26 protein-coding genes and 1 pseudogene are annotated in these 26,774 nt (G+C 60.6%); 18 read left to right on the forward strand and 9 right to left on the reverse strand.

Features of this window, described 5'->3' with window-relative positions:
- Positions 1-60: 60 nt before the first annotated feature.
- From ASF84_RS30335 to ASF84_RS23235, 4 genes and pseudogenes are all read left to right on the forward strand, one after another.
- A partial coding sequence (locus tag ASF84_RS30335; RefSeq protein WP_177339482.1) for a transposase occupies positions 61-311 on the forward strand: 251 nt, incomplete at its 3' end.
- A 1-nt stretch (position 312) separates the two neighbouring features.
- Positions 313-501: pseudogene (locus tag ASF84_RS28740) on the forward strand (transposase); the annotation flags it as partial.
- 486 nt (positions 502-987) lie between these two features.
- Positions 988-1,491: a GNAT family N-acetyltransferase gene (locus ASF84_RS23230; RefSeq protein WP_056841224.1), complete on the forward strand. Its 504-nt coding sequence runs from the start codon at positions 988-990 to the stop codon at positions 1,489-1,491.
- Between the two features lie 141 nt (positions 1,492-1,632).
- Complete coding sequence (locus ASF84_RS23235) at positions 1,633-2,070, forward strand: hypothetical protein (protein ID WP_056841225.1); 438 nt, start codon at positions 1,633-1,635, stop codon at positions 2,068-2,070.
- 85 nt (positions 2,071-2,155) lie between these two features.
- Here ASF84_RS23235 and ASF84_RS23240 read toward each other — a convergent pair whose 3' ends face one another.
- Together ASF84_RS23240 and ASF84_RS23245 are read right to left on the reverse strand one after the other, a co-directional pair.
- Positions 2,156-2,566 carry a DoxX family protein gene (locus tag ASF84_RS23240; RefSeq protein ID WP_056841226.1) on the reverse strand — a complete coding sequence of 137 codons (411 nt, stop codon included), beginning with the start codon at positions 2,564-2,566 and terminating at the stop codon, positions 2,156-2,158.
- A 366-nt stretch (positions 2,567-2,932) separates the two neighbouring features.
- The gene (locus tag ASF84_RS23245) at positions 2,933-4,894 is read right to left on the reverse strand and encodes a methyl-accepting chemotaxis protein (protein ID WP_056841510.1); all 1,962 of its coding nucleotides are present in this window, start codon (positions 4,892-4,894) and stop codon (positions 2,933-2,935) included.
- Between the two features lie 282 nt (positions 4,895-5,176).
- On the opposite strand from ASF84_RS23245, the gene cydD reads away from it, so the two are divergent.
- From cydD to ASF84_RS23275, 7 genes are all read left to right on the forward strand, one after another.
- Entirely contained in the window at positions 5,177-6,877 is a 1,701-nt protein-coding gene (gene cydD / locus ASF84_RS23250; protein WP_056841227.1) for a thiol reductant ABC exporter subunit CydD, read from the forward strand.
- Positions 6,874-8,574 carry a thiol reductant ABC exporter subunit CydC gene (cydC, locus tag ASF84_RS23255; protein ID WP_056841228.1) on the forward strand — a complete coding sequence of 567 codons (1,701 nt, stop codon included), beginning with the start codon at positions 6,874-6,876 and terminating at the stop codon, positions 8,572-8,574. The genes cydD and cydC overlap by 4 nt, the downstream gene beginning before the upstream one ends.
- Positions 8,575-8,623: 49 nt before the next feature.
- Positions 8,624-10,228 carry a cytochrome ubiquinol oxidase subunit I gene (locus ASF84_RS23260; protein WP_056841229.1) on the forward strand — a complete coding sequence of 535 codons (1,605 nt, stop codon included), beginning with the start codon at positions 8,624-8,626 and terminating at the stop codon, positions 10,226-10,228.
- Positions 10,229-10,232: 4 nt separating this feature from the next.
- Positions 10,233-11,387 carry a cytochrome d ubiquinol oxidase subunit II gene (gene cydB / locus ASF84_RS23265; RefSeq protein WP_056841230.1) on the forward strand — a complete coding sequence of 385 codons (1,155 nt, stop codon included), beginning with the start codon at positions 10,233-10,235 and terminating at the stop codon, positions 11,385-11,387.
- A 6-nt stretch (positions 11,388-11,393) separates the two neighbouring features.
- Positions 11,394-11,516 (forward strand): cytochrome bd-I oxidase subunit CydX, encoded by a 123-nt coding sequence (gene cydX, locus ASF84_RS28745; RefSeq protein WP_421957952.1) that lies wholly within the window; start codon positions 11,394-11,396, stop codon positions 11,514-11,516.
- A gap of 193 nt (positions 11,517-11,709) precedes the next feature.
- The gene (locus ASF84_RS23270) at positions 11,710-12,708 is read left to right on the forward strand and encodes a 2-hydroxyacid dehydrogenase (RefSeq protein ID WP_056841231.1); all 999 of its coding nucleotides are present in this window, start codon (positions 11,710-11,712) and stop codon (positions 12,706-12,708) included.
- A 178-nt stretch (positions 12,709-12,886) separates the two neighbouring features.
- Positions 12,887-13,132 (forward strand): hypothetical protein, encoded by a 246-nt coding sequence (locus ASF84_RS23275; RefSeq protein WP_056841232.1) that lies wholly within the window; start codon positions 12,887-12,889, stop codon positions 13,130-13,132.
- 96 nt (positions 13,133-13,228) lie between these two features.
- On the opposite strand, the gene ASF84_RS23280 is transcribed toward ASF84_RS23275, so the two are convergent.
- The 3 genes from ASF84_RS23280 to ASF84_RS23290 all read right to left on the reverse strand — a co-directional run bounded on the left by ASF84_RS23280 (position 13,229) and on the right by ASF84_RS23290 (position 16,278).
- On the reverse strand, positions 13,229-14,533 hold the full coding sequence (locus ASF84_RS23280) for a CitMHS family transporter (protein ID WP_056841233.1): 1,305 nt from the start codon (positions 14,531-14,533) through the stop codon (positions 13,229-13,231).
- 63 nt (positions 14,534-14,596) lie between these two features.
- On the reverse strand, positions 14,597-14,926 hold the full coding sequence (locus ASF84_RS23285; protein WP_177339479.1) for an AtuA-related protein: 330 nt from the start codon (positions 14,924-14,926) through the stop codon (positions 14,597-14,599).
- Positions 14,926-16,278, reverse strand: a complete 1,353-nt coding sequence (locus tag ASF84_RS23290) for an acyclic terpene utilization AtuA family protein (RefSeq protein WP_056841235.1) — start codon at positions 16,276-16,278, stop codon at positions 14,926-14,928. Before ASF84_RS23290 ends, ASF84_RS23285 begins: the two co-directional genes overlap by 1 nt.
- A gap of 99 nt (positions 16,279-16,377) precedes the next feature.
- Between ASF84_RS23290 and ASF84_RS23295 the strand changes: the two genes are divergently transcribed.
- Positions 16,378-17,244 carry a LysR family transcriptional regulator gene (locus tag ASF84_RS23295; protein ID WP_056841236.1) on the forward strand — a complete coding sequence of 289 codons (867 nt, stop codon included), beginning with the start codon at positions 16,378-16,380 and terminating at the stop codon, positions 17,242-17,244.
- Between the two features lie 118 nt (positions 17,245-17,362).
- Here ASF84_RS23295 and ASF84_RS23300 read toward each other — a convergent pair whose 3' ends face one another.
- Together ASF84_RS23300 and ASF84_RS23305 are read right to left on the reverse strand one after the other, a co-directional pair.
- Entirely contained in the window at positions 17,363-17,905 is a 543-nt protein-coding gene (locus ASF84_RS23300) for a demethoxyubiquinone hydroxylase family protein (RefSeq protein WP_236709468.1), read from the reverse strand.
- Positions 17,906-18,043: 138 nt separating this feature from the next.
- Positions 18,044-19,210: an MFS transporter gene (locus ASF84_RS23305; protein ID WP_056841237.1), complete on the reverse strand. Its 1,167-nt coding sequence runs from the start codon at positions 19,208-19,210 to the stop codon at positions 18,044-18,046.
- A 94-nt stretch (positions 19,211-19,304) separates the two neighbouring features.
- Between ASF84_RS23305 and ASF84_RS23310 the strand changes: the two genes are divergently transcribed.
- From ASF84_RS23310 to ASF84_RS28750, 4 genes are all read left to right on the forward strand, one after another.
- Positions 19,305-20,198: a LysR family transcriptional regulator gene (locus ASF84_RS23310; RefSeq protein WP_056841512.1), complete on the forward strand. Its 894-nt coding sequence runs from the start codon at positions 19,305-19,307 to the stop codon at positions 20,196-20,198.
- 488 nt (positions 20,199-20,686) lie between these two features.
- Entirely contained in the window at positions 20,687-21,187 is a 501-nt protein-coding gene (locus tag ASF84_RS29300) for a hypothetical protein (RefSeq protein WP_156684351.1), read from the forward strand.
- 1 nt (position 21,188) lies between these two features.
- Positions 21,189-21,557, forward strand: a complete 369-nt coding sequence (locus ASF84_RS23320; RefSeq protein WP_056841239.1) for a hypothetical protein — start codon at positions 21,189-21,191, stop codon at positions 21,555-21,557.
- Between the two features lie 86 nt (positions 21,558-21,643).
- A complete protein-coding gene (locus tag ASF84_RS28750; protein WP_082481788.1) occupies positions 21,644-22,249 on the forward strand; it encodes a DUF4145 domain-containing protein in 606 nt (201 codons plus the stop codon).
- A 190-nt stretch (positions 22,250-22,439) separates the two neighbouring features.
- On the opposite strand, the gene ASF84_RS23325 is transcribed toward ASF84_RS28750, so the two are convergent.
- On the reverse strand, positions 22,440-23,882 hold the full coding sequence (locus tag ASF84_RS23325; RefSeq protein ID WP_056841240.1) for a hypothetical protein: 1,443 nt from the start codon (positions 23,880-23,882) through the stop codon (positions 22,440-22,442).
- A gap of 513 nt (positions 23,883-24,395) precedes the next feature.
- Between ASF84_RS23325 and ASF84_RS23330 the strand changes: the two genes are divergently transcribed.
- Together ASF84_RS23330 and ASF84_RS23335 are read left to right on the forward strand one after the other, a co-directional pair.
- Complete coding sequence (locus tag ASF84_RS23330) at positions 24,396-25,016, forward strand: tyrosine-type recombinase/integrase (RefSeq protein ID WP_056841241.1); 621 nt, start codon at positions 24,396-24,398, stop codon at positions 25,014-25,016.
- Between the two features lie 138 nt (positions 25,017-25,154).
- Positions 25,155-25,805: a hypothetical protein gene (locus ASF84_RS23335; RefSeq protein WP_056841242.1), complete on the forward strand. Its 651-nt coding sequence runs from the start codon at positions 25,155-25,157 to the stop codon at positions 25,803-25,805.
- A 458-nt stretch (positions 25,806-26,263) separates the two neighbouring features.
- Here ASF84_RS23335 and ASF84_RS23340 read toward each other — a convergent pair whose 3' ends face one another.
- A complete protein-coding gene (locus ASF84_RS23340) occupies positions 26,264-26,668 on the reverse strand; it encodes a DUF6896 domain-containing protein (RefSeq protein ID WP_056841243.1) in 405 nt (134 codons plus the stop codon).
- Positions 26,669-26,774 lie beyond the last annotated feature (106 nt).

Genomic DNA, 26,774 nt, shown 5'->3' on the forward strand with positions numbered 1-26,774 from the left:
TAGCAATCTGTTGGCCGGTTGAAGAAGATGCCCGTATCGCAAGATACGGGCATTTTTCTTATGCGCTATATCCAAGGTGAAAACCGCTCCCAGAGTGCGCTTTTTCCACTCTCGCTGGACGAGCTCATTCCCGACGACCATCTGGTACGGGTGATCGAAGCCTACATTGCTCTTCTGGACTTCGAGCAATTGGGCTTTGATAAAGCCAGACCCAAGGCCACTGGGCGTCCTTCGTACGATCCCGCCGACCTGCTCAAACTCTATCTGTACGGCTATTTTCAGCGCATTCGTTCGTCGCGGCGACTTGAGGCNCCCAAGGCCACTGGGCGTCCTTCGTACGATCCCGCCGACCTGCTCAAACTCTATCTGTACGGCTATTTTCAGCGCATTCGTTCGTCGCGGCGACTTGAGGCGGAGTGTCGGCGCAACGTGGAGGTCATGTGGTTGTTGGGCCGACTGGCACCTGACTTCAAAACCATTGCTGATTTTCGGCGCGACAACCTTCGGGGCGGTTTTTTGTGGGTGTTGAAAAATGTAATGTCTTCACTGCTGTACTGGCTCCACCGCTGCATCGGCTTCACCGCTGTAGGAGCGCGCTTGCCCGCGACCGAGTGCGGAGCGCTCGCAGAAATCTCGGAAACGCTGAAAGTTTATGACTGATACTTTTGCGAAACGCTGCAAATTTACGACTGCTGACGCAGCCGGTCGCGGGCAAGCGCGCTCCTACACCCCGGCCAACTCATGGGCCCCAGGCGCAACCTGGCCATGGCCGTGACGCACCTGATCGAAATGGCCCAGGCGCTGGCCGAGGATGCACTGGGAGGCCGTGGAGCATCCCTTGCGGCCTGACCCCGCCAATCCTGCGTTGTAATTAAACAACCTGCACCGCAAAGCCTTGCCGCCACGCTGGCCAGCCCCGCCTTGTCGAGGCCCTGGCCAGTCTGAAACAATGCCCGGCACCTACCCGTGACTGCCAGGACAGTGCCCTTGAACACCTCTGCCATCCGCATCCAGCGTTTTGAACCGGCCGACCAGCCAGGCGTCATCGACGTGATCGTGCCCATCCAGCGTGAAGAGTTCGGCATTCCCATCACCGCGGCCGACCAGCCGGACCTGGCGGCCATTCCCGACTTCTATCAGCAGGGCACCGGCGATTTCTGGGTTGCCCGGCACGCCGGCACCGTGGTCGGCACCATCGGCCTCAAGGACATCGGCAACGGTCAGGCCGCCCTGCGCAAGATGTTCGTGGCTGCCGCCTTTCGTGGTCGCGAATACGGTGTGGCGGCGCAACTGCTGACCCGTCTGCTGACCGACGCCAGGGCACGGGGCGTACGCCAGATCCTGCTGGGCACCACCGACAAGTTTCTCGCCGCGCACCGCTTCTATGAAAAACACGGCTTCCGCGAGATCCCTCGGGACAGCCTGCCGGCCAGCTTCCCGCTGATGGCGGTGGACAGCCGGTTTTATGCACGGGAGCTGCCTGACGGCTAAGGCCGAGCGTTTCAGACCGATATCACAGCGCAGGAGGCAGCAACTGTCTTTCCTGCCTTATGGATTTTTCCCCGCTCAATCCGGTCCTATCACCTCAACCCCCGTGACCTGGGTGTATCCACTCCAAGAAAGGACGAGACAATGTTGGCAACAAGGAACTGGGCGGCGCTGATTCTGGGCTTGTGCATGACCACCGGCGCGATGGCTGAAACCGAAGCCCCGCGTCCGCCGGTGGGCGATCGGGTCGTGGCCTATTCGGGCACCCAGGGCGTGAAGGTCTGGACCCTGCGCTATGACGAGCGCTCGGCCAATCAGGCGCTGGTCGAGATCGACGGCATCGATAACGACTGGAACAAGCGCATCCAGAAGATGGATGTGGCGAAGACCAACAAGGACACGCGCTACTCCACCACCGTGGACGGCAAAAAGTACGTGGCGCTGATCATTCAGGGTAACTACGGCGAACTGTACGTGCCGGGTGAATCGCAGGCCCTGTCGCTGACCTACGACGATGCCCTGTCGAACCAAGGCAATGCCCAGCATTTCCTCACCGATTACCTGCAGCAGCCGGCCAAGTAAGCGGCCGCTGTACGGGTTGGCAGGCGCCGGTGTCCATCAGGGCGCCGGCGCGATCGCATGTCGAACAGCGCCCCTCATCAAGGATTCAAAGCCTGCGCCATGATGCCGGCTGTTTGACTGTCCACGGGCCCGGGCCGGTCAGAGCAATGCTGGCAAACAAGACGATGAATAGCCAGCCGAACTGGCCCTGTTCCAGGCTCCAGTCCGGGTGCACCACCAGCAGTGCGACCAGCAGCAGAAACAGGATCGGCAGGCAGGCCAGGCGCGTGGCGACGCCCAGGATGATCAGCAGTGGACACAGGATCTGCGCGAACAGCGCCGCCAGCAGCGTGACGTGCGGACCCAGGCCCAGCGGGTCGTCGATGTGCTGCAACTCCTGGCTCCAGTTGAGCAGCTTGGGCAGGCCGTGCAGCTTGAACATCAGCAGCGCGGCACTGACACGCATGAACAACAGGCCGAAGGCCACGGAGCGGGGAAAGGGCTGGAGAGTCGGCATGGCAGGCGCTCATGGAGGAATGAACGCCGGACTATGGCAAGCACAGATAAGCAATGATTGAGCGGATGTGCTGTGGCACCGCACGTAGGAGCCCACCCTGTGTCGCTGATACCGCGCCAAGGCGGCACGCTGTCGCGCATCAAACACCGATCGGTAGGAGCGCGCTCTGCCCGCGACCGGCTGCGTTAGCAGTCGTAAAATTTCAGCGTTTCGCAGATTTCCGTGAGCGCTTCGCACTCAATCGCCGGCAAGCCGCCTCCCACAAGCGGTGAATTTTAAACTCAATAAAATCAATAGCTTATTTTTATGAGAGCCCAYCCTGTGTCGCTGATACCGCGCCATAGCGGGTGATCGCCTGCAGCCGGATCAGCCGACCTTGAAGCGGCCTACCAGCTCTTGCTGGAACTCGGCCAGGCGGGCCAGTTCCTGGCTGGTGACGGCGGTCTGCTGGGCGCCGGCGCTGACCTGGATCACCAGGTCGTTAATCTCATTGACGTTGCGGCTGATGTCGTCGGCCACCGCGCTTTGCTCTTCGGCCGCCGAGGCGATCTGGATGTTGCGGTCGCTGATGCCTGACACCGCCTCGGCGATTTCGGCCAGCAGGTCGCCGGTGCGGCCGATATTGCGTGCGCCCGCCTGGGCCTTGTCGAGGGTCTCCTGCATCGAGCCTGTAGCGCGATCGGAGCCGGCCTGGAGCCGGGCGATCATCTGCTGGATATTGCCCGTCGATTCCTGGGTCTTCTGCGCCAGCGTGCGCACCTCCGAGGCCACCACGGCAAAGCCGCGACCGTGATCGCCGGCCCGGGCGGCCTCGATGGCTGCGTTCAGGGCCAGCAGGTTGGTCTGGTCGGCGATGCCGCGAATCACGTCCAGCACCGAGGAAATCGAATCGCTTTCATGCTTGAGCTCGTCGATGATCTGCGCGGTGTCCTGTGCCTGGCTGGACAACTGCCGGATCAGTTCGATGGTGGTCTGCACTTCGCTGCTGCCTTGCGCGGTGTTGCGATTGAGCTGCTGCGACAGTTGCGCCGCGTCGTTGGTGCTCCTGGCTACATCGCGCACAGTAGTGCTCATCTGGGTGATGGCCGTGGCCACCAGCTCGGTGCTCTGGCGCTGTTGCTCGACGCTTTGGCTGGTCTGCACCGTGACTGCCGAAGACTCTTCGGCCGCCGTGGCCACCTGTGCGGTGGCGTTGCTGATTTCCTGGACGACACCGGTGATTTCCAAGGCCATGCGATTGAGGTTTTCGCAGATCTGCCCGAACTCGTCACGGCTCTGATAAGTGGCGCGGGCGGTCAGGTCGCGTTGCGCCAGGCTCAGCAACACGCTGTTCACGTCGGCCACGGCGACGTTGATCATGCGGATGATCAGGTACGACAGCACTACCACCGCCGCCAGGGCGAACAGCACGGCCGCCAGGGTCAGCCACAAGGCGCGGCTGGCCTGGTCACGCGCCTGTGCGGCCAGGTCGCCCACTTCGTTGCCCAGTGCTTCTTCGACTTCGCTCATCAGGTCGATGCGCCGGGTGGCGGTTTCGAACCAGGTTTCGGCTTTTATCCCCAGGGCCTGGCCCAGCGGCCGTTCGAAGGCCAGGCGTTGCAGGCGCGCCACCTCTACAGCACTCGGGTCCTGCATCCGCGCATCAAGCTGGCGCAACTGCTCATCCGAGGACTTGCGGCGAAAGTTTTCCGCGTAGGCGCCAAACTCGCCCAGGTTGCGGCTGAAGCGTGACAGCAGGGCGGCATCAAAGTGGTCCTGGCTGAATACCAGCCCCAGGATCACCCGCTCGCGACCGGCGCGCTCTTTCATTTCGATGAACTGATTGAGCGCGCTCAGTGCATGAATGATCGCCGGCTCGTTGATATTGGCTTCCAGCGAGTGGGTGTAGCCGGCCAAGGCCTGGATGGTCTCGGTGTAGCGGGCGCCGGAGTCGGTGCTGGTCATGGCCTGTGCGTCGACCTGCTGGCGGGTGCCCGGCAGGGCTTGCAGCACCGTGAGTGCCTTGTCGAGCGGCACGCTGTTGCCATCGGCCAGCGCACGGGTGGCGGCCAGCGCCTGATCGGTGTCCTGGCGCAGGCGCGTCAGGCGGTCACCCATCGAGCGGCCCTTGCTGCTCAGAAAGACCCCACTGGCGCCACGCTCGCGTTGCAGCGTGGTGATCAGGCGACTGATCTGGTGCGCGGTGGTGCTGGCCGTGACGGTGTTGTTCATGTTGCGCAGGGTCTTGTAGTTATCGACCATGAACAGCGTGGCCAGCCACAGAAACCCCAGCAGCGGCAGCAGCAGGATCAACAACAGTTTGGTACGTAACGGTGCATTTCTGAGCATGGGGCTGTCGCCTTTTGGTGCATGGGCCTGGCGCATTTGCGCAATGCGCCTTCCTTTCAGGCCTTATCGTCACGGCGTGCAGAAAGCTGAAGGTCGGCGGTCACGAGCGGTCATTGGGGGGATGCCAGAAGCATGCCCACAGAGCGCAGTCTGCGATGTTGGCTGGCAATCCGCCATTGACCTGGATCAGTAACCGGCCAGAACCACGGGCGTAGCATGGCGGCCTGAGCGATCGGCCTGTGTGCCGCCGCCTGTCCCTACCAGCCAAACAGTGGCCACCCTGTGAAAACTGCCAGCCCTTCCGGTTTTTCTGCCGCGCCCTCGAACGAGGGGGCGATCCTGCCGGCGTACCAGCCCAATCGCTGGGGCGCGCACCTGCAAACCCTGGCCGGGCTGTTCTGGCTGATGCAGGCCGGTGTGCTGGCGTGGACGGTACAAGGGCTGCTGGACGGGCGCGGCATGGCGGTGGTCTGGCCGGCGGCGCTGGCGCTGCTGGGGCTGGGCGCGCTGCGCACCTTGAGCGACGCCTGGGGCGGGCGCTGGCTGTATTGCACCGCACGCCAGTACCTCGGCACCGTGCGTGCACACGCTGTCACCGCACTGGCCGACCGCTCGCCGCTGGACACCCGACGTGCGCCGTCGGGCCTGGCCGCCAGTGTGCTGGCCGAGCAGGCCGAGGCGCTGCTGCCTTATCTGGTGCGCTACCTGCCGGTGCGGCAACGGCTGATGACCCTGCCTGTCGTGATTGTGCTGGCGGTGGCCTGGTTCAGTTGGCTGGCGGCGCTGGTGCTGCTGCTGGCCGCGCCCCTGATTCCGCTGTTCATGGCCTTGGTGGGCTGGCGCGCCAAGGCCGCCAGCGAGGCGCAGTGGCTTGAAACCGGCAACATGAATGCCTTTCTGCTCGACCGCTTGCGCGGCTTGAGCACCTTGCGGGCCTTCGCCGCCGTCGAGGCCACCGCCGAGCGCTTACAGGCTTCGTCGCTGTCGCTGCAACAGCGCACGATGCGCGTGTTGCGCATCGCCTTTCTGTCGTCGGCAGTGCTGGAATTGTTCTCGGCCCTGGGCGTGGCGCTGGTGGCGGTGTATATCGGCTTTCACTTGCTGGGTTATCTGCCGTTCGGTGCCTGGGGGCAGACCCTGAGCCTGGGTCAGGGCCTGTTCGTGTTGCTGCTGGCGCCGAGCTTTTTCGAGCCGTTGCGCGACCTGTCGGCGGTCTGGCACGACCGCGCCTCGGGCGTGACCGCCTTGCAAGCGCTGGAGGCGCTGAGCGAGCGCGGCACCGCCTTGCCGCCTGCCGCGCCGGTCGATCCCCAGACGCCGGGTCTGGTTGTGCATATGCAGGGGGTCAGCGTTCGTCATGCGGGCGCCGCCCGGCCGGCCTTCGAGTCGTTGTCGTTGCAAGTGGCCGAGGGCGAGCACCTGGCGATCACCGGCCCCAGTGGCGGTGGCAAATCCACCGTGCTGGCGACCATCGCTGGCCTGTTGCCGTTGCAGGCCGGCCACCTGAGCCTGAATGTGGCGCCGGGCGCCATAGGCTGGATCGGCCAGAAGCCGCACACCTTTGCCGGGTCCGTGTACGACAACGTGGCGCTGGGACGGCCGGGCGTGGACCGTGCGGCGGTCGAGGCCGCGCTGGCCCAGGCGTGCCTGGCGCAGGTCGAGCAGGCCCGTGCCGGGCAGGTGCTGGGTGAGGGCGGTCAGGGCTTGTCGGGGGGTGAGGCGGTGCGCTTGTCATTGGCGCGGGTGGCGGCCGACCCGTCGGTCCGGCTGATCCTGGCCGACGAACCCACCGCCCACCTGGACCGGCAGAGCGCGTTCGAGGTGATCCAGGCCCTGCTGCAACTGGCGCGCGGCCGCACCCTGATCGTCGCCACCCACGACCCGGTGCTGGCCGCCGCGATGCAGCGCCAGGTGCCGCTGCAGGCACTGTGTCAGGCCTCTGTCGCTGGCCCGGTCAAGGCCGTGGATGAGGTGCTGTCATGAGCCTCCGTGCGTTCGATGCACTGTTGCCGGTCGCCCGTCTGTTCTGGCAGGCACGCGGCCGGTTGTTGCTGGCAGGCGCCGGGCTGGCGGCGCTTACCGTGCTGTTCGGCATGGCGCTGCTGGGGCTGTCGGGCTGGTTCATCAGTGCCACGGCGATTGCCGGCCTGAGTGCGGCCACCGCGCTGGCCTTCGATGTGTTCATGCCCTCGGCCGGGATTCGCTTGTTCACCCTGGGCCGTACCGCCGCCCGTTATGGCGAGCGCCTGGCCACCCACGACGCGACCCTGGCGGTGCTGGCGGCGTTGCGCGTGCGGCTGTTCATCGGCTGGGCACAGCCGCAGGCCGCCCGCGAGCTGGCCTTGCGCCCGGCCCGGCTGCTGTTTCGCCTGACCGGCGACATCGATGCACTGGATTCCCTGTACCTGCGCGTGCTGGTGCCGCTGCTGTCGGCATTCGCCGCGACCCTGGCCGCGGCGCTGACGCTGGGGCTGATCAATGTCGGCCTGGGGCTTGCCGTGTTGCTGTTGATGAGCCTGGTCACGCTGATCGTGCTGCGCAGCACCTGGCGGGGGGCGCTGCGTCCGGCGCAGGCGCGGGCCCGGGCCACTGAAACCCTGCGTGCCCAGGCCGCCGACCTGGTGGCGGGGCAGACCGAATTGCTGATGGCCGGGCGCTTGCCGGCGCAATGCGAACGCCTGCGCCAGACCGATGCGCGCCTGGCCCGCTGCGACGACCGCCTCAATGCACTGGACAACCGCGCCGCCGTGGCCTTCGGCCTGTTGAGCACGGTGTTGCTGGCGTTGACCGTGCTGGTCAGCGGCTGGCTGGTGTCGACCCGGGTCATCGAAGTGCCGGTCGCGGTGCTGGCGGTGCTGGTCGCCCTGACCATGACCGAACCCCTGGCCGCCCTGCGCCGGGGCGCGCTGGAGCTGGGCCGTACCACCCTGGCGGCGCGAAGGGTCGGACCGGTATTGGCCACCGACCTGCCAGCGCCCATGCCTGCTGAGCCGCTGGCCGCTGATCAACCTGTACGTGTGCAGCAGGTACACGTTCGCCACCCTGGCGCGGCACAGGATTGCCTGCACGGCATCGACCTGCAGCTCAAGGCCGGCGAGCGGGTGGCCTTGGTGGGCAGCAGCGGCGCGGGCAAGTCGTCACTGATGGCGCTGCTGACTGGCGAATTGCCGGCCCGCCTCGGCCGCGTGCAGATGGGCAGCCCTTACGGCTGGCTGACCCAGCGCACCGAACTGTTCCAGGACAGCGTACGCGACAACCTGCTGCTGGCCTGTCCACACGCCGGCGACGACCAGCTCAGGCAAGCGCTGACCCATGCCGGACTGGCCGACACATTGCGCGCCTGGCCCGTCGGGCTCGACACCCGGCTGGGCGAAGGCGGCCTGGGCGTATCCGGTGGCCAGGCCCGGCGCCTGGCACTGGCCCGCCTGCTGCTGCGCGAGGCGCCAGTGTGGCTGCTCGATGAGCCCAGTGAAGGGCTCGATGCCGACACCGCAGCCGATGTGCTGCGCCAGCTCGACCGGCTGGGCCAGGGCCGAACCTGGTTGCTGGCCACCCATTTGCGCCGCGAGGCGGCCCTGGCCGACCGGCTGGTGATGCTGCACGGCGGGCGTGTGATCGCCGCCTGGCCACGCGGCAGCGCCGGTTATGACGCGGCCCTGGCGGGCCTGCGGCCTGACTGATCCACCTGTTTTCGATGACTTGAATACAACCCTTCTGGAGGTAAATGGCATGGACCTGGACATAGTCAGTCTGTCGCGATTGCAGTTCGCGCTGACGGCGCTCTACCACTTTTTATTCGTGCCGCTGACGCTGGGGCTGTCGATTTTGCTGGCGATCATGGAAACCCTCTATGTGATGACCGGGCGCACGATCTGGCGGCAGATGACCCGCTTCTGGGGCGTGTTGTTCGGCATCAACTTCGCCATCGGGGTGTCCACCGGGCTGGTCATGGAGTTTCAGTTCGGTATGAACTGGAGCTACTACAGCCACTACGTGGGTGACATTTTCGGCGCGCCACTGGCCATCGAAGGGCTGATGGCGTTCTTCCTGGAGGCGACCTTCATCGGCCTGTTCTTCTTTGGCTGGGACAAGCTCAGCCCGGTCAAGCATTTGCTGGTGACCTGGCTGATGGCGCTGGGCACCAACCTGTCGGCGCTGTGGATCCTGATTGCCAACGGCTGGATGCAGAACCCGGTGGGCGCGGCGTTCAACCCGCAGACCATGCGCATGGAAGTCAGCGATTTCTACGCCGTGCTGACCAACCCGGTCGGCCAGGCCAAGTTCGTGCACACCGTGTCGGCCGGCTACGTGTGCGGCGCGATCTTCGTGCTGGGCATCTCGGCGCTGTACCTGCTCAAGGGCCGGCATGTCGAGCTGGCCAAGCGCTCGATGACCGTGGCCGCCTCCTTCGGCCTGGCGGCCTCGCTGTCGGTGGTGGTGCTGGGTGACGAGAGCGGTTACCTGTCCAGCGAACACCAGAAGATGAAGCTGGCCGCCATCGAGGCGATGTGGGAAACCGAGCCGGCCCCGGCCGCCTTCACCGCCATCGGCTTTCCTGACCAGGCCGCGCGGGAAACCCATTACGCCATTCACATTCCGTGGGTCATGGGCCTGATCGGCACGCGCTCGCTGGACACCGAGATGCCGGGCATCAAGGAACTGGTGGTCAGCGCCGAGGCGCGCATTCGTCGTGGCATCCTGGCTTATGACGCGCTGGAAAACATCCGCGCCGAGGGCTCGACCACGACCATTGCGCCGGCCCTGAAAGAAGCCTTCGAAGCCAACGGCAACGAGCTGGGCTATGCCTTGCTGCTCAAGCGCTATGTCGACGACCCGCGCCAGGCCACCGAGGCGCAGATTGCCAAGGCAGCCTGGGACACCGTGCCGCAAGTGGCGCCGCTGTTCTGGTCGTTCCGGGTCATGGTGGCACTGGGCATGTTCTTCATCGTGCTGACCGCCACATTCTTCTGGCTGTCGGCGCGCCATCGCCTGGACCAGCACCGCTGGCTGCTCAAGCTGGCGGTCTGCGCCATTCCGCTGCCGTGGGTGGCCATCGAGGCCGGCTGGCTGGTGGCCGAGTACGGCCGCCAACCCTGGGTCATCGAAGGCGTGCTGCCCACCGCCGTGGCCGTGTCCAACCTGGGGGTGAAAACCCTGTTGCTGACCATCGCCGGCTTCGTGGCGATCTACAGCGTGCTGCTGGTGATCGAGCTCAAGCTGATGATCAAGGCCATCCAGCACGGTCCGGACCCGGAGCCGGCCCAGGCGAGCGTCGCCACCCCGGCCGCGCTGGCCGCCCGTCAGCCTGTCCCTGTCCCTGTCCTTGCGGAGTGAAACCATGATCCTGCATGAGTTGCTGAACTACGACACCTTGCGTGTCATCTGGTGGGTGCTGCTGGGCACCTTGCTGATCGGCTTTGCCGTGATGGACGGCTTCGACCTGGGCACTGGTGCGCTGTTGCCCTTCATCGGCAAGACCGACCTTGAGCGGCGGGTGATCATCAACGCCGTGGGCCCGACCTGGGAAGGCAACCAGGTGTGGCTGGTGCTGGGCGGCGGCGCGATCTTCGCCGCCTGGCCGCAGTTGTACGCGGTGTCGTTCTCGGGCTTTTACCTGGCGATGTTCGTCATCCTGGTGGCGCTGATCCTGCGTCCGGTGGCGTTCAAGTACCGCAGCAAGCGCGAATCGAAAACCTGGCGCAACGCCTGGGACTGGGCGCTGTTCGTCGGTGGCTTCGTGCCGGCGCTGATCAGCGGCGTGGCGGTGGGCAACGTGCTGGTCGGCGTGCCGTTTCGCCTGACCCCGGACATGCACATTCACTACGACGGCACCTTCTTTGGCCTGCTCAATCCTTTTGCCGTGCTCTGCGGGCTGGTCTCGGTGAGCATGCTGGTGACCCACGGCGCGGCCTGGCTGCGGATCAAGACCGACGGCGCTGTCGCCGCCCGTGCCCGCACCGTAGGCAGCATCAGCGCCCTGCTGACGGTGGTGCTGTACGCGGTGGCAGGGCTGGCGCTGTGGACCTGGATCGACGGCTACAGCATCACCTCGACGATCAACCCGACCGGCCCGTCGAACCCGCTGTTCAAGACCGCCGTGGTGGGCGAGGGCGTCTGGTTCCAGAACTACGCCCAACATGGCTGGACCCTGATCGCACCGGCCCTGGGCTTTATCGGCATGTTGCTGGCCTTCGTGCTGATGCGCGCCCGGCGCGACAACCTGACGATCCTGGCCAGCGGCCTGGGCATCGCCGGCATCATCGTCTCGGTGGGCGCCTCGATGTTCCCGTTCATCCTGCCGTCGACGGTGGATGCGCGTTTCAGCCTGACCGTCTGGGACTCGTCCAGCAGCCACATGACCCTGTTCATCATGCTGGTCAGCACCGCGATCTTTTTGCCGCTGATCCTGGCCTACACCACCTGGGTCTACAAGGTGCTGTGGGGCAAGGTCGACACGGCCGGCATCGAAGACCCCAGCAAACACGCTTATTGAGAGGAGATGACTATGTGGTATTTCGCCTGGCTGCTCGGCCTGCCCCTGGCCGCCGCCTTTGCCGTGCTCAACGGCATGTGGTACGAGATGACTGAAGACAAGAACGCAGGCACTCATCACAAGACATGACCTGCTGAATGGGATGCTCTTGCGTAGGAGCGCGCTTGCCCGCGACCGGCTGCGTTAGCAGTCGTAAAATTGTGGCGTTTCGCAGATTTTGAAAGTGTTCACAGCCGTAAAATTGTGGCGTTTCGCAGATTTTGCGAGCGCTACGCACTCGGTCGCGGGCAAGCGCGCTCCTACAAAGTTTTGGAGTTGTTTCATGAAAATTGCTTTCTTCAGCGCCCAGCCCTATGACCGGCGTTTTTTCGATCAGGCCCTGCAACGGGATTTTGCCGACGCGGGCCTTGAGTTCACTTACCTGGCTCCGACCCTGAGCGCCGACACCGTTGCCCTGGCCCAAGGCTTCGAGGCCATCTGTGTCTTCGTCAACGACCAGCTCGATGCCGGTGTGCTGGCCACGCTCAAGGGCTATGGTGTCAGCGCGATCCTGCTGCGCTGCGCCGGTTTCAATAACGTCGACCTGGACGCGGCCAAGCGCCTGGACCTTTTCGTCGCCCGGGTGCCGGGTTATTCACCCGAGGCTGTGGCCGAGCACACTCTGGCACTGGTGATGACCCTCAACCGCCACACCCACCGCGCCTATAACCGTGTGCGTGAAGGCAACTTCATGCTCGACGGGCTGCTGGGTTTCAACCTGCATGGCAAGACCGTAGGGATCATCGGCACCGGGCAGATCGGCCTGGCCACCGCGCGCATCTTCAAGGGCTTCGGTTGCCGGGTGCTGGGGTTCGACCCGTTTCAGACCGAGGCCTTCAAGGCACTGGGCGAGTACGTGACGCTGGAGCAACTGCTGCCCGTGGCGGACATCGTCAGCCTGCATTGCCCGCTGCTCGACAGCACCCGCCATCTGATCCGCCACGAAACCCTGGCACAGATGAAACCCGGCGCCATGCTGGTCAACACCTCGCGCGGCGCGCTGATCGACACCCTGGCGGTGATCGAAGCGCTCAAGTCCCGGCAACTCGGCGCTCTGGCCATCGACGTCTACGAGCAGGAGAGCCAGCTGTTCTTCCAGGACCGCTCGGGTGATCACATCGACGACGAAGTGTTCCTGCGCCTGACCACCTTTTCCAACGTGCTGATCACCGGGCACCAGGGGTTTTTCACCCGCGAGGCACTGGAGCAGATTGCGCAGGTAACGCTGGAAAACCTGCGCTGCTTTACAAAGCGTGTGGCGTGTGAGAACAGGCTGGCCTGACGGTTGTAAAAAGCGTCGGATTCTCTGGCCAGTCAGCCTCTTGAAGCGCTGCGGGACTTGCACCTTTCCTGCTACCTGCCCGGTCTGTCACGGTCGATTGATGACCGTTCGTCTGCTGTGCTGCACTCGGGCGCTTATGGCATTTCCAACGCATAACCCATAAGCGCAAGAGGTACGTATGGAACATCAGGAACTGGAACGCGAAGTACTGACCCGCCTGCTGCATGCCCACCCCAATGGCCTGGGCAAGGAGATCCTGGATAACTACCGTGGCGAAAAGGCGGTAGTGGAGGTGATAAGACGTTTCCAGCATGAGAACTTCATTCACGGTACTCCGGTCGACCCGCACAGTTCGACCCTGGAGTTTCCGATCAAGCTGACCAGTGCCGGCGTCGATGAGGCCAAGCGCGTAGACGTCCAGTAGCAGGGGGGCAGTGTTTGCTGCGCAGCACAAGTGCGCGGCCCCCAGGCGGCTGGCAGGTTACGTTGGGCCAGCCGCCCGGTTCGCTGAAGCCAGGGCTCAGACCTGAATCACGCCGATCATCACCGCAAATACCAGCATCACCAGGCTGACGCCCCAGGCCCAGAAAAAGGTAAAGGCGATGTGCTTGCGCAGTTCCACCCCGGCCAGGGCCAGCGCGAGGTAGACGCTGGGCACCACGGGGCTGATCGAAAAGCCAGTGTTTTCACCGATCAGCATGGCCCGCGCCACCGACTCCAGGGGCACGCCGGCCGCCATGGCCACGTCGCGGATCACCGGCAACAAGGCAAAGTAATAGGCGTCGGGCGAGAAGATCATTCCCAGCGGTACGCCGAAGGCACCGACGATTACGTGCAGGTACTGCGCCGACCCTGCCGGCAGCACATCGATCAGCGCCAGGGCCATGCCGTCGGACATCTTCGCGCCTGACAACACGCCCAGCAGCACGGCGGCGGCCATCATCACCATGACCATCTGCAGCGCATCCCAGGCGTGTGCCTTGAGCCGTTCAGCCTGCACATCCAGCGAAAAATTCAGCGGCAGGGCAATGCCCAGGCCGACGATAAAGCAGGCGTACAAGGGAAAGATACCGGTGAACAGGCACGCCAGGATCGCCACGGTCAGGCCGACATTGAGCCAGTAGCGCAGCGTTGTCGGCGACAGCGCGTACTCCCTGGGATCGGTGTGCGTCGCCTCGAAATCGACGGTGGCCGCCGCACTGAGCGAGCGTGCCTGCCGGCGTTGTGCACGCAGGCCCAGCACGCCGGCGATCAGCAACATGCACGCCAGCCCGACCACCTGCACCGGGATCAGGCCCAGCCACAACTGAGTGGCGTCGAGCCCCGAGACGGCGGCGGCGCGTGCCGTAGTCCCGCCCCAGGGCACCATGTTCATGACCCCGGCGGTGGTGCCCACCAGGCAGAGCAGTAACAGCGGGCTCATGTTCACGCGGCGATACAGCGGCAGCAGGGCCGGAATCGTCAGCAGAAAGGTAGCCGCGCCGACACCGTCCAGGTGCACCACGGCCGTTGCCAGCACGGTGACCAGCGCCACGGCCAGGGGGCGGCCGCCGGTGCTGCGGATCAGAAAGTTGACCAGCGGATCGAACAGGCCGCGGTCGCGCATGATGCCGAAGTACAGAATGGCAAACAGAAACAGCGCCGCGGTGGGGGCGACGGTCAGCAGCCCGCTCTTGATGAACTCGCCAATCTGCTGCGGCGAAAAGCCGGCCACCAGGCAGATGGCAACCGGAATGGTACTGAAGGCCACCACCGGACTGATCCGGCGCAGCAGAATCAGGGCAATGATGCCCAGCATCATGATGAAACCCAGCAGGGTAATCATAGGTCTTGCCTCAGCTTGTTTTTATTGTCGGGGCGATCAAGGGCTCTATCTGTCAGCCCGGTGCTAACGGGCAGGCGGCGCGGGTACACGCATCGACAGCAGCAGGTAGCTCAGGCTCTTGCCGTGGCGGTCCAGGCCGGGGCTCTGGTTGACACCCCCTTCCAGGGCGTTTTCCAGCACGAAGTTCAGCGCCTTGAGGGTGTCCAGCGTGTAGCGTTTCACGCTGTCGGGACGCCGGCTGGCGAAGTGCTCGGCCACCCGTTCGGCGGTGACTTCACGGGCCAGCCAGGCGTAATGCGCCTCGTCGAGCGGGAATACGGCAATGCTCAGAATATTGCCCTTGTCGCCGGCGCGGGCGTGGGCGTAGTCGGCAAGCGTCACGAGTGCAGTCATCAGTACCACTCCAGACGGGTTTGGATTTCACCACGCGCGATCAGAAAGCCTTGGGTGGTGATGCTTTCGCTGAGGTGCCGGCGCACGCCGCCGCCACCGGCCGGGCCGTTGGTGTACAGCGACTCGACTTCGGCCAGCAGGGTGTTCACCAGCGCCCGATCCGGGTTGATCAAGCCGACCCGTACGCGCACGTCTTCCAGGTCGGCGGCGTGGGCCAGGCGCTGGGTGAGGTACTCGCCGCGGCTGTCGTTGAACAGGCTGGCAACCCCTGACAGGTCGATCCAGGGACGCACCTGCGGTGCCAGCGTCTCGAACCGCTGCAGGAGGATTTCACGCGCCAGGGCCGCACGCTGGAGCGCGCCGGGACCGGCATAGGAAATCTCGGCTTCACCGAACCACAACCCGCGCAGACCGACCAGGCCCTTGAGCTGCGCCGGTTGCGGATGACCCTGAATACCGGTGATTGCCACCCGGTCCGGGCCCACCTGGCTGACGCAGGCTTCACCCAGGTCGAGCACCACGTCGGGGGTCAGGTACGCGCGTGGATCATGAACCTCATACAGCAGTTGTTCCTTGACCGTGCGCTCGGTCACCAGGCCGCCGCTGTCGCGGGTCTTGGTCATGACCAGGCGGCCGTCTTCGCTCAGTTCGGCAATCGGGCAACCGAGGTTGGCCAGGTCCGGTACGTCCTTGATGCCCGGATGGGCAAAGTAGCCGCCGGTGACTTGCGTGCAGCATTCGAGCAGGTGCCCGGCGGCGGTGGCGATGGCGATCTTCTGCCAGTCATCGGCGGCCCAGCCCAGCCCGTGGCGCGCAGGCCCCACGGCCAGCGACGGATCGGCGACCCGGCCGCAGATCACCACATCGGCACCCTCGGCCAGCGCCTGGGCAATGCCGTCGGCGCCGGTGTAGACGTTGATCGACACCTGCCGCTCGACAGGCAGGTCGGCCGGCAACCAGGCCTGCAGTGAGGCCGGGTCGGCGTGCAGCAGGTCATCGCCGAGCACGCAGGCGATGCGTGCCGGGCGCGTGCCGCCGTCGAGCAGCGTGCGCAGGCGCTGCGCCGCCGCCTGCGGGTTGGCCGCGCCGCCGTTGGTTATGATCGGGATCCGGTGGTCCAGGCACAGGTCGAGCATCGGTTCGAGAAAATCGAACAGCCGCTCTGAATAGCCTGCCTGCGCATCGCTGCGCTTGCGCAATTGCGCCTCGGCCAGGGTGCGCTCGGCCAGCAGCTCGAGCATCAGGTAACGCTGACCCGGCAGGCGTGCCAGGTCGTGGGCCAGGCGCAAGGCGGCATCAGGCCGATCATTGGCAAAGCCGGCGCCGCAGCCGATGTGAATTGTTTTTGTCATCAGGTGCTCCAGTAAGTCTGTAGCCATGATGGCGCCGGCGTATTATTTTTAGTATTCGAAAGGTCTGAACAATTAATCCATTTCTTTTATAGGTCGCGCATGAACGTCTCCTTCCGGCAATTGCAGGCCTTTGTATGGGTTGCCGAAAGCGCCAGCTTTACCCGCGCCTCGGAGCTGGTGCACCTGTCCCAGCCCGCCTTGAGCTACACCATCCGCAAGCTGGAAGAGGCGCTGGGCTTGCAGTTGCTGGCGCGCAACACCCGCGTGGTCGAGCTGACCGCGGCCGGCCAGCACTTCCTGCCACAGGCACGGCGCATGCTGCAGAACATGGAAGATGCCGTGCGCGATGCCCGCGAAACCGTGGCCCTGACCCGCGGCATCATCCGCCTGGCGGCACTGCCGACCGTGGCCGCCTCGTTCCTGCCCCAGGTGATCGCCGCCTTCACGCAGGTCCATCCGGGCGTCGAAGTCCGCCTGCGCGACGGCCGCGCCGGCGAAGTGCTGGCGTGGGTGCAGAACGGTGACGTCGACGCCGGCATCAGCTCGTCACCGCACGGCGTGGCCGGCATCGATTTCGAACCGCTGCTGGACGACGACCTGGTGCTGCTGGTGCGCCAGGGTAAAGACGTGCATGAACAATGGCAGTCGCTGCCCTATATCGCCCTGACCAAGGACACCAGCATCCGTCCGCTGGCCGACAACGCTCTCAGGCACCTGGGCGTGGACACGACGCCGGTCTGGGAAGTGGCACACATGAGCTCGGCGGTTGCCCTGGTGCGTGAAGGGCTGGGTTTTTCCCTGCTGCCGGCCAGTTGCACGTCGGTGTTCAATATCGAACGGTGCATTACGCTGCCGGTAAAGCAGCCTGATCGACGGGTGATCGGATTGCTGGAGACACGCCCGGTGTCGCGCTCGCCGTCGATGGCGGCGTTTATGGTGTGTTTGCGGGGGTGGTGGGGGCGGTGACCCTGGATCACCTTTCCTTTAGCAAGGCAGCCGAACTCAAGGGATTGAGCGGGAAATGAGCAAACGGGCGTGCAAGCGTGGCTTTGTGAGTATCGACCAGACCGACAGCGTGCCCTGTCTAAGAGCGCATCCCCATCCAGATGACCGCCTCCGTCCATGCCGTCACGATGGGCGCCAATACCCTGAACCAGGGATCGCGCACATCAATCTGCGCTGCTGAGTGATCATGGTGGTGCTGCTCCTCCGCCACAATCGAAGTAATGGCCGCTACCGCAGGGCGGTCGATGGTGGCCAGCACCTCAAGTTGATGAGCCAGGTGCCTGAGCACCACACTTTCAACCGCGACGGTCGTCGCGACAATGGCTTTGCGGCCACAGAGGCCCGTCAGCAACCCCAACGCCAGACCGCCGATGCCACACAACCAATAACTACGGCAGCGGGGATGATTGCGGCGTTGCAGTTCCTGCTGAAAAACCGCCCGATGACGACGCTCGTGAGAGAGGAATTCCTTGAGCTCATTCACCATGCCCGGGACGAAAAGCCGGGCCATGAACAACTGCCCGCTATAGATACAGATCGCGCCATGCTCGCCTGCATGGTCAACCTTCATCATGCGGTTGCCCAGGTCTTCGCTCTTGGCCGTGAAATGCCGTGAACTCACGTTGGGCTTTCTTGTTCGAGGGGCTTGGTCATCGGCCTGTCCTTGCCAGGGAAACCGGCATCGTGCTTCAGCAACAAGCCAAGACGCAAGCGCAGTCGTTGTTACACGGCCTGGACCGATTGCCGCCCCTCGCCTGCGTCACACCACCGCTGTTCCCATCGTTCTGGCGCGCCAGGCATAAGCCAATACCATCAGCAGCCCCAGCGCAGCCATCGCCGCGCCGGCCAGGGAAATCGCCGGATAACCCAGTCCCGCGTTGATCACCGCTCCGCCCAGCGCAGCACCCATCGCGTTGCCAAGATTGAACGCGCCAATGTTCACCGCCGAAGCAAGATTGGGCGCGTCCTTTGCTGCTTCCATGACGCGCATCTGCAGCGGCGGCACCAGGGCGAAACTGGCGATACCCCAGATCAGGATGGCCAGCGCCGCCGGCACCCTCCACTGCATCAGCAGGGTGAACGCCAGCAAGACGAGAATCAGCACGCTTAGCGAGACGATCAAGGTGCGATCTATCGAGCGGTCGGCGGCCTTGCCGCCCCACATATTGCCCAGCGTCAACCCCACACCAAAAAGCATCAGCATGGCGGTGATGTAGACGGTGGAGCTACTGGTCTCGCTGCTGAGGATCGGCGCGATGTAGGTGAAAACGGTAAACATTGCGCTCGATCCAACGACGGTCAGCGCCAGCGCGCCCAGCACCGGACCACGCCCCAGGACCCGGATTTCGGCCATTACACCGACGCTTTGCGGCGTCTTCAGGTCAGGCAGGGCGAACCACAACGCGGCCATGGTGATCGCGCCGAGACCGGTAATGCCCCAGAAAGCGGTGCGCCAACCGAACAGCTCGCCAAACCAGGTGGCCATCGGTACACCGCCGATGGTCGCCAGGGTCAGGCCCATGAACATCGCCGCCACCGCCCCGGCACGCTTCTCCGGGGCGACCACGCTGGCAGCGACGATAGAGCCGACGCCAAAAAATGCACCATGGTTCAGTGAGGTCACCACCCTGGCGACCATGAGGCTGTAGTAATCGGTGGCCAGGGCCGACATCAGATTGCCCAGAGTGAAAATCGCCATAAGCCCGATCAGCAGATAGCGCCGGGGAATCCTGCCGGTGGTCAGGGTCATCAGCGGTGCGCCGAGCAAGACGCCCAGCGCATAAGCACTGACCAGCAAACCGGCAGCGGGAATGGAAACGCCCAGATCCGCCGCGATACCCGGCAACATGCCCATGGGGGCGAATTCAGTGACGCCGATGCCAAAGGCACCGATGGCGAGCGCGACAAGTGGTGGGTTGATACGCATGGAAGGCTCCTTATCTATGCCGCCAATGCTACGATCCAGCCTTTTCAGGCGGTAGATGGCATTTTTGGCAATCACCTTTGCGCAGGAGGCACAAGTGGATTTCAACGGCAGGTCAGGTGAAATGAGCGTGTTCACCACCGTGGCGCAGGAAGGCAGCCTGTCGGCCGCCGCACGGGCACTGGGCCTGACACCCTCGGCAGTCAGTCGGATCATCGCGCGCACCGAGCAACGCCTTGGCACCCGCCTGCTGCTGCGCACCACCCGGGCGATCACCTTCACGGCCGAGGGCGAAGCGTTCCTGCGCGGCGCCCGGCGTATCCTGGCCGACATGGACGAGGTCGAAGAAGCCATCGCCGACCAGGGCGTACCCAGGGGGCGATTGCGGGTCAGTGCCGCCCTTGGCCATGGCCGGCTGGCCATCGTGCCCTTGGTTGCAGCATTCAGCGTCCGCTACCCGAACATCGTCGTCGACCTCAGCCTCGGCGACGAAGTGGTCGACATTCTCGGCGGGCAGGCCGACGTCGCGGTCCGCTTTGGCCATTTGCCCGACAGCCCGCTGACCGCACGCAGGATCGGCGAAACCGGCCAGGTCGTGGTGGCATCGCCCGCGTACCTGCAGCGCCACGGCATCCCCCAGGAACCGCAAGACCTGCTACAGCACAACTGCCTACGCTTCAACTTCCGGCGTGCCGAACCCAACTGGCCGTTCATCCGCGATGGAAAAGAATTTTCCCTCAAGGTCAGCGGCAATATCGAATGCAGCAGTGGTGAAGCACTGGCACAACTGGCGCGAGCAGGGGCCGGCATTGCACGCATCGGTGAATTCAGCGTGAGCGAGGATCTGCAACGTGGTGATCTGATCCCGCTGCTGGACGCCTGGAACCCCGGGGACCGGGAACCGATTCATGCCGTGTTCGTCGGCGGCGCGGCAATGCCGGCGCGGGTGCGATTGTTTGTGGATTTCTTGCTGGAACATCATCGGATGTAGGGGAAGTTGACGGTGCCGGGGTTGGGGGGAGGCAAACAGCGTGAGCGCGTTCAGGCTACCGCTACTGGCTTGCGCACCGATTCAACTACCAGAGAGCTTTTCCTGTCTCTTGATACATCACTGCGCGGACTTGACCGTCCGTTTGAATTCGACTTGACGAGCAGGCTGGGTGTCGCTGAACGACTGGATTCGGCCAAAAGCTGTCGGTGGCCGTAGGCAGAAATCGGCCAAGAAGCTGTCGTTCCTGGATGTTCGCTAGCGACCAGGAGCGGACTATAGACACAGTGCTTATCACACCGTAATGTGCCTTGGAGCCCCATCGCTTTTCTCCCCGCAGTATGCAGTCTTTGCTAACGGGGCAGTTAAGCAGATCACGGAATCGCAGGTGCACAAGGAACGTTATCAGACACTAATAACGAAAAAATCACCCCGTTTTCCGCCTATTTATAGTTATATGAAAGCAAAGCAATGATTATCAAAGAGGGAAAATGATGTCGCTAAAGGACATAACTCATCCGATTCTATATTCGGCCATGACGACGCTGGCCTACAATATAAATAAAAAATATTATGGGGATAAACACTATATGTGGTGCACCCCATATTTTGGGTCTGATTTTGAATCTCCGCATTTCACGGTCCCACCGAGTTCATCACCTGTGGAAATCTACAATACTCTAAAAAAAGAAGTTGATGCCGCAGATCACCACAATACGAAAATAGAGTTAAATCGAAGGGGTATTAGGAAAGGCGCTTCGATCATGTTGAAGCTAGGTAAAATCACGCAAGAAGCTCATGATGAAATTGTATACATTTCTAAGAAGACAAAAGATCAACACTTCAGGCCCCTTCTATGTGTGATTGCGCGCCTTGAAGCCGTACCTTTTTATCAAAAAGTAGATGTCAAAGATCGAGCAAACCCTTTGTCTCATGAGTATATATTGTCCGACCTACCTCAATCAGCATTTGACATTATCAGGATTGGCTAACATGAAAAAACTAGAAGATGTAATCTCAGGTTACGAAATATCCGATGCAAGAGCCGCTTTTTATTATCTCAGTCGATATTTGAAGCAAGCCGACTATTTTGAAGAATATGAAAAAGATTTTTTTGAAGATGATTTTCAGAGTTATCCCTCAGCAGAGGCAAAGACATTAACGTTTTCATTGATTGCCTTTATTGAGGGCAAAGCAGGAAAAAAAGCTACTGAATTTTCCGATGAAGAATATATGAGCTGGATGAATGCAATAAGTTTTGTAGAGAACAAGTTAGATCCGGAGCCTTCTAAAGAAGTTAGAGAATCTGCCGAGTCAGCAATTGAAGAGTTATTTTTGCCTAAAATCGGTAAAAATGAATAATCACGTACTTAACAAGTTTCTGTGCTCGAAAAAAATTTCGAGCTACGCACCCAGTTTTTTGAAAAGTAAATTGTTAAGTCTAAATCATGATCATTGAATGCTCATATTGCGAGTCAAAGGTCGATGGAGTTTATAAGGGTGAGCATGAGTCTTATGACCCTAATGAAGATCCGTTCCCATTTAAGGCGATCCTCCTTCAATGCCCAATTTGCAACAACTCTCTACTCGGCGGTGCAGAGCTCATTCAAATCAGCTGGGACAAGCATGAATGGTCAGATGTGGTCAGGTTATGGCCTAAGCAGGATAGCCACATTGACTGGAGTATTCCCGATATTGCGCGTAACTCGCTAACTGAAGCAAGGCTTTGCTATAAAGCCAGAGCCTATAGCGCCTCAGTAGTAATGAGCGGACGCACCTTAGAGGCGGTATGTAAACATCACAACACTTCAAGCAAGACACTCGCAAAAGGACTGGAAGAACTGAAATCAAAAGGGGTAATTGATGAGAGACTCTATCAGTGGAGTGATGAGCTTCGAAAGCACAGAAATATCGGCGCACACGCCTCAGACGAAAAAATATCAAAAGAAGATGCTAAAGATTTGCTAGATTTTGCTGAAGCAATTTGCGAGTACGTTTTTGTTCTAAGTGAGAAATTCAATCGATTTATGGCCAGAAAGCCAGCCAAAATCTAACAATTGAATTAAATTAATCGCTCGCTTTGCTCACTGGGACGGGCTAAACCCCGTCCCAGTGAGCAAACGTCAGCTAATGTATATAATTGGGTGCTATCAGCCATTAGCAACTGATTGCAAAGGGGGGCCTTACATCGTGATAGGCGGAAAACGGCCAATCACTCTAACCCACCGCCGCCCGCAGGTCGCGCTAGCTCGCAGGCTCTTGAACAAAGCTTGTCACCTCACTCGCATCATCTAGAGCAGGAACTATTGGAAATATTACTCGCCCCGCGCTTGACAAAATTGCCTCCCTGCACAATCGAGCATAGGCTGGGTCAGTTGCAGAATGTATATATTTCGCCACGGCAAAGAGATCCGGAGTAAATACTAATGCCGTTGACGAGCTAGCAGCCGCACTATGGCATTTCGTGGTAAAGGGGTCGGCTCTTTCATGAAGTGCCAAAAGCCTATAACCGTTCCCGAAAAGCACTGGCTTGGCGGGCATGCTGACTTCGTCTCGAGCCAAATCCTCATGTATATTCATTGCAAGTTGTCGAAGCTTTTCGATATTAACAGCTTTGGTATCCTTGCCTTCAGCCTCGCCTACCAATCTTCCTTGATCGCATTCAAAAACCACATCGAACTCTGACTCGGCATTCTGAAAATTTGAAACGGTAAACCCTAACAGACGTAAAGCGTCAATAATTGCGAATTCAAGAGCTTTACCCTTTTCAAATAACAAAGCTCGCAAGGATCCAGCCTTGACTAGGCTATTAACTATTACTTCCTTATTTTTCTGGGCTTCCTCAAGGAGGCTCTCGGCATGGAGAAGCTTTACTCTCAGCTCCAATTCGGCCGTCAGCACGAATTCTAACTCCGATGCCCACTTCGGCTCCGGGGTCTTCTCAGACCTTGAACGAAGGACTTTATCTATCCCTACGACACACGCCATCATCCGACTCGCGAATTGCTCCCCTTCCTTACTCCAAGAGCACTCGTCATCTTCAAGCATGTAAGTCTGATCGTAGAAATCCAGATCTGGAAGAAGTAGCAACGTGCCATGAGAGGCACCCATTCGATAGATTGCTCCGACCGGTTTATCTCCGGCCTTTGTCGTTAAACATGCTGGAACTTCAGAGCCGCTCATTGTAATGTGATAGGTAGACAATGATTCAAATTGCGCCCAATAAGCAGCAACTATATCCCCACACTTCGGTGATAACTTTATAGAGCTTCCGCTTGCGACGACTTTTGGAATATTCATCGGCAAAGCTTCGTAGTTACTGTAAGGCTCAACCAGCACAGTGGTTTTCTGATTCCTTCCAGTACCTGAATATTGGCGACCTCCCGTATCAACATATACCTCGAGCGGTATCGGCAGAAACACAAAAACAGTTTTACCTGCTTCAACTGCTTGCTTTATCTCTCGTCGCCAATGTTCGCAGCTCTCTTTTAGCTGAAATGATTTAACATCATCAAGCCGTGGTCTACCCTGATAGCTCCGGGCGTGGCCATGGACAAACTCATCTATCTCAGGCTTGAATAAAACTATATCCCAATCCAAGAGAGAGATTTTAGATGAAAACTCAACATACTCGGTATCATCGGTCGCCAAATCAAGACCGATGGTTAAAATCCTTCTCTTACTCATCCGATGCCCTTAATTAAGATCATGCCGTTACGAAATAAACTTCGTGCTTCTGGTAACCGTGGTATTCGCCGCGAAATCTCCAAGGATACTGAGCGATCGGATGACTTCCGACGGTATCCAATCCTGCGCATGGCCCAAAAAATTCTTGTGAGTAACCATGTGTTCCATGCACGCCAAACCTAAACGGCAACACGCCATAATGGCAGCGGATTGCTAGCAGCTCGCTAAGGTCACTGGAGGTCTTAATCTAAGCTCCCACGGGCAGTATTGCATCCTAAAAGGACGACAAATCGGATTTTATGACACTCACCAGGCTACCCTTCACCTAATTTTTGCACGTTCTGAATTGCACGAAGTTTCTGCTGGAATCGACCGCTTACAACCCGAACAGACCGTGGCCGAATGACCGTTATTGGCCGACTCCCGCCCAAACGCTGAGCGGCTGCAATGGGCCGATTAGCGACAGCTGCTCCGACTAGCCATCCTTGTCCTTCCACACGTGGAGGACTTGTCATGCACATCATTGCTACCAGCATCCGTCAGCCCTGGAACAAAGGAAAACTGGTCGGGCAGAAAACCCCACTCCGACTGAGAGACATCTGGGCCATTCGAGTAAGGCTTCAAATTGCGGAAAAAACCCGAGATCTGGCTCTCTTCGATCTGGCCATCGATAGCAAGCTCCGAGCCTGCGACTTAACCACGCTCCGCGTGCGCGATGTCGCTCATGGTGAGCACGTCTCATCACGAGCTATAGTGATGCAGCAGAAAACCCAGCGGCCTGTGCAATTTGAAATCACTGAGCAAACACGGTCTGCTCTCGCGGCCTGGATACATCGGTCCCAGTTACGCAGCGAGGACTACCTTTTCCCTAGCCGGCTGCATACTTCAGACCATCTATCTACACGTCAATACGCTCGCATCGTCAAAGGCTGGGTGAAAGCCGTTGGTCTTGATCCAGCCATGTATGGCACGCACACAATGAGACGCACAAAGGCATCACTGATCTATCGTAGGACTAAGAACCTGAGGGCGGTTCAGTTGCTGCTCGGCCATACGAAGCTGGAGAGCACTGTTCGATATCTGGGGATTGAGGTCGATGACGCCTTGGAGATGGCGGAACAGACTGAGGTTTAACCATGTGTAGCGCCGGTCGAAGTCAGACCGGCGCTAACCGGCCAGAAGCGGTCATTGGGTGGCACATGGCGATCTATTCCGGGCCTAGCAATCCACCTTCATTCACGGTAATCGCTAAAGACAATGGTCAGGAAAGACATGAACTTCACCGACGAGTTAGTGGCCGCCTTCCCGGCAAGCAATCCGGTACCTCCAGTATTACGACAGGCCATGGAATTCCTGGAAGCCCTAGGCTGCGTCCGCCACTATAGGACCGGGGGCCGCTACATGACGTTGCATCCCGAACCTGAATACAACAACAGCGCTATCACCGCCTTTCACGTTCCGGACTCCGCCGATACTGCTCAATGGACGGCCTGCGAAGATCCCAGAGTAAACGAGCGGCTATCAATATTCCTCAGGACGGGTGGCGATGGATCGTGGGCAGGGTTGTGGCTGGACGACCACGATCAGCAGCGAATCGTCCATCTTGGCTCGGGCTCGGGATCAGTCATGCTCTGCGTCTTGACCCATAGTACGCAAGACCTGCTTCGCTTACTGGCTATTGGTTACAACGAGCACTGCTGGCCAGAGGAGTTTACGAGAACACCGGCCGAACTGCGCGAGCAGCAATACGCAGAGGATGACTACCCAGCACCACCTCGGGCATTGCGGGCGTACGTGGAGCGCACGCTTGGCCTCAGCGTCCCGGCGCGCGCATCAGATATCATCTCAAGCACAACAAGCATGGACGCGCATGAATCCAGTGATCCTTTCTGGAATTGGCTCAAACAGGTAAGAAATGATTGAAAGGTCCCGTCGCGAGCTCGACCACCATAAGGTCAAAGAATCGCAGGATTGTTCATCAAACCTTGGATTAATTGGCCGCTCGCAACGGGCGTAGACCAGCAAAAAATCGACGTTAGACACGTAAGCGCGAGCGGCCTAATCCAAGCTTCGAAGCCACGATAGGGAACGATATGGCAGGAGGGAACATCATCTGCGGCACCTTCCAAAGTGCTGACAAATCCGTTTTCACACAACCTGGGTCGATAGCAGCTTTTTGCTAAAGGCAGCCATCGACCAACAAGCACCCCCTGGGCGCCTTCCGCGTTGCGGGTTCAACAAAGGCGAGACCGCTCTGCGAAGACACCCAGGGTAAAGCAGGGCCCTTCGGCCGATGCTTACAGACCGACGGCTATTCCAGGCAGGCGTTCTGGGCTGGGAAATTAATACATGGCCAGAACGGACCCTGTCGACAGACAGTGTCAGGTGTCGTCCGCCAGGTAATAGAGAATGTACCCGGAATACACAAGAGAACCGGCAGCAACTTCTGCTTTGAAGCACTCTATGAGTGCATCCTCATCAGCAAAACCGTATTTCGGCAGTGCGTCGCCTGCAAAACCGGCAAGTCGCCACGCGTCGAAGCCATTGATCTCACCCTGTGCCCCAAAGTCAAAGTCTACTGTACCTGTGGGGAGGCTGACTGCGCAGCCATAGCCGTGCTTGAAGTAACGAACCCCGCCTTCTGGCTCTCCGTGCTGAGGGATGTCAGTCCCCACCCAATCTGTATTGGTCAAGGGCTGCGGGATACCAGACCGATGCATCATGTCCACAGCGGTGCTAACACGTGCCTGGTAATCGCTTATCAAAATGGCAAGTTGGTTATTCATACAACCTCAGGTTATAAGCAGCGCTGAGTCCGGAAAGGCGGAGAGTAGCAGTCGACGCCGCTGACTGGCAGCTTCTGGCCGTTGTATGTCGCAATATTCTTTCGTA

This window comes from Pseudomonas sp. Leaf127 (assembly GCF_001423155.1).
GTDB lineage: Bacteria > Pseudomonadota > Gammaproteobacteria > Pseudomonadales > Pseudomonadaceae > Aquipseudomonas > Aquipseudomonas ovata.

Excerpts from the sequence above, each read along its gene's own strand:
- ASF84_RS23340 (WP_056841243.1), bottom strand. The coding sequence starts at position 26,668 with ATGAATAACCAACTTGCCATTTTGATAAGCGATTACCAGGCACGTGTT.
- ASF84_RS23290 (WP_056841235.1), bottom strand. The coding sequence starts at position 16,278 with ATGACAAAAACAATTCACATCGGCTGCGGCGCCGGCTTTGCCAATGAT.
- ASF84_RS23335 (WP_056841242.1), top strand. The coding sequence starts at position 25,155 with ATGAACTTCACCGACGAGTTAGTGGCCGCCTTCCCGGCAAGCAATCCG.
- ASF84_RS23305 (WP_056841237.1), bottom strand. The coding sequence starts at position 19,210 with ATGCGTATCAACCCACCACTTGTCGCGCTCGCCATCGGTGCCTTTGGC.
- ASF84_RS23235 (WP_056841225.1), top strand. The coding sequence starts at position 1,633 with ATGTTGGCAACAAGGAACTGGGCGGCGCTGATTCTGGGCTTGTGCATG.
- cydX (WP_421957952.1), top strand. The coding sequence starts at position 11,394 with ATGACTATGTGGTATTTCGCCTGGCTGCTCGGCCTGCCCCTGGCCGCC.
- cydB (WP_056841230.1), top strand. The coding sequence starts at position 10,233 with ATGATCCTGCATGAGTTGCTGAACTACGACACCTTGCGTGTCATCTGG.
- ASF84_RS23260 (WP_056841229.1), top strand. The coding sequence starts at position 8,624 with ATGGACCTGGACATAGTCAGTCTGTCGCGATTGCAGTTCGCGCTGACG.
- ASF84_RS23320 (WP_056841239.1), top strand. The coding sequence starts at position 21,189 with ATGAAAAAACTAGAAGATGTAATCTCAGGTTACGAAATATCCGATGCA.
- ASF84_RS23275 (WP_056841232.1), top strand. The coding sequence starts at position 12,887 with ATGGAACATCAGGAACTGGAACGCGAAGTACTGACCCGCCTGCTGCAT.
- ASF84_RS23280 (WP_056841233.1), bottom strand. The coding sequence starts at position 14,533 with ATGATTACCCTGCTGGGTTTCATCATGATGCTGGGCATCATTGCCCTG.
- ASF84_RS28750 (WP_082481788.1), top strand. The coding sequence starts at position 21,644 with ATGATCATTGAATGCTCATATTGCGAGTCAAAGGTCGATGGAGTTTAT.
- ASF84_RS23245 (WP_056841510.1), bottom strand. The coding sequence starts at position 4,894 with ATGCTCAGAAATGCACCGTTACGTACCAAACTGTTGTTGATCCTGCTG.
- cydC (WP_056841228.1), top strand. The coding sequence starts at position 6,874 with ATGAGCCTCCGTGCGTTCGATGCACTGTTGCCGGTCGCCCGTCTGTTC.
- ASF84_RS23285 (WP_177339479.1), bottom strand. The coding sequence starts at position 14,926 with ATGACTGCACTCGTGACGCTTGCCGACTACGCCCACGCCCGCGCCGGC.
- ASF84_RS23330 (WP_056841241.1), top strand. The coding sequence starts at position 24,396 with ATGCACATCATTGCTACCAGCATCCGTCAGCCCTGGAACAAAGGAAAA.
- ASF84_RS23240 (WP_056841226.1), bottom strand. The coding sequence starts at position 2,566 with ATGCCGACTCTCCAGCCCTTTCCCCGCTCCGTGGCCTTCGGCCTGTTG.
- ASF84_RS29300 (WP_156684351.1), top strand. The coding sequence starts at position 20,687 with ATGATGTCGCTAAAGGACATAACTCATCCGATTCTATATTCGGCCATG.
- ASF84_RS23295 (WP_056841236.1), top strand. The coding sequence starts at position 16,378 with ATGAACGTCTCCTTCCGGCAATTGCAGGCCTTTGTATGGGTTGCCGAA.
- ASF84_RS23270 (WP_056841231.1), top strand. The coding sequence starts at position 11,710 with ATGAAAATTGCTTTCTTCAGCGCCCAGCCCTATGACCGGCGTTTTTTC.
- ASF84_RS23325 (WP_056841240.1), bottom strand. The coding sequence starts at position 23,882 with ATGAGTAAGAGAAGGATTTTAACCATCGGTCTTGATTTGGCGACCGAT.